Consider the following 1268-nt stretch of genomic DNA (forward strand, 5'->3'; position numbering starts at 1 on the left):
CTTGCCGTTCACGACGAGCGCGCCGCCGGAGTCGCCGTGGTTCGACGCGCCGGTCACACCCGTGACGTGCTGCGCGCGGCCGCCGTACGCGTCCGTGGAGCTCCCCGTGAGGTTCACGGTCGCCTGGTAGAGCCCCGTCGTCGGCACGCTGTTGGCGCGGTTGCCGTAGCCGAGCACGGTGCCGGTCCCGGAGCTCTTCGTGGTGTACGCAAGGTCGAGCGGGGCGTACGAGGAGAGGGTCTTCGGCGTGCTGAGGTGCACGAGTGCGATGTCCCCGGACGGCGCGGAGTACAGCCGGTCCGCGGCGGTCGCCGCGCCCCGGTTCGTCGTGCTGTTCGAGTGGTAGACGTTCATCGCGGTGGTGCCGTCGACGCAGTGCTCGGCGGTGAGCACCCACGAGGCGTTGAGCTGTTCGCCGGTGCACCCGTACGTGCCGGTGCCGCCCTGCTGGAAGACGAGCTGCACCTCCCACGGGGTGCTCGGTGCCTGCTCGCCGCCGATGACCTGCGGTGAGACGGTGGCGGCGCTCGCTACGGTCGCGCCGAGGCCACCGCCGAGCAGGGTCATGGCCGCGGCTGCTGCGAGGGCTAGGCCTCTGAGGTTCGTTCGCTGCTTCATGGCCCGATCGTGCTCGCCCCCTGTTCGGGGGTCAAGTCCGCGTTGCAGGGGACAACAACGTCACCCTGTGGACAACTCCGTCAGCGTCGGTGGGGTGCCCTAGCGTCGTCGACATGACAGGGGACCAGGCCACGACGGGTCGTGGGCGACGCCGGGCCGGAGCGGTCGTCTGGCCGATCGTGGTCGCGACGGCGCCGACCGCTGCCTTCCAGCTGCCGAACCTCGTCGTGGCTCCAGGGGTGAAGGTCTCGCTCGTCGTGTTCGGGCTGGTCGTGCTGGCGGCCGCGGTGGTCGTGCAGGTCGTCCGCGCCCGACGGACCGAGGCGTCGGTCACGGCTGCGGCGGCGGTGGCGCGGTCGACCGAGCTCGAGCAGGGGACGGCCGTCCGGTACGCGTTCGGGCAGCTCGCCACGCGGCTCGCCCGGTTCGCCGAGCTGCGCCGCCGGGACCGCCGGCAGGAGTTGCCGGCGTTCGCGGACCGGGTCGCCGTGGCCCTCGCGTTCTACCTGCTCCCCGCTGTGCCCGACGTCCGTGCGAACGTCTACCAGCTGTCGGAGGACCTGCGGGGCCTCGAACCCATCGGGCACGGGGGTGCCGAGGACACCGCCGGTGTGTTCCGGGCGGGGACCCCGTACGGCGACCGCAACCTC

2 protein-coding genes are annotated in these 1268 nt (G+C 72.4%); one reads left to right on the forward strand and one right to left on the reverse strand.

The genetic code is table 11. The annotated features are described in order from the left end of the window. On the reverse strand, positions 1-618 hold a 618-nt coding region (locus tag BIV03_RS17030; protein ID WP_083403506.1), incomplete at its 3' end, for a S1 family peptidase. A 113-nt stretch (positions 619-731) separates the two neighbouring features. Between BIV03_RS17030 and BIV03_RS19900 the strand changes: the two genes are divergently transcribed. Next, positions 732-1268: hypothetical protein (locus tag BIV03_RS19900; protein WP_175475938.1), on the forward strand; the 537-nt coding region annotated here is incomplete at its 3' end.

This window comes from Curtobacterium sp. MCBA15_016 (genome assembly GCF_001865105.1).
Lineage (GTDB): Bacteria > Actinomycetota > Actinomycetes > Actinomycetales > Microbacteriaceae > Curtobacterium.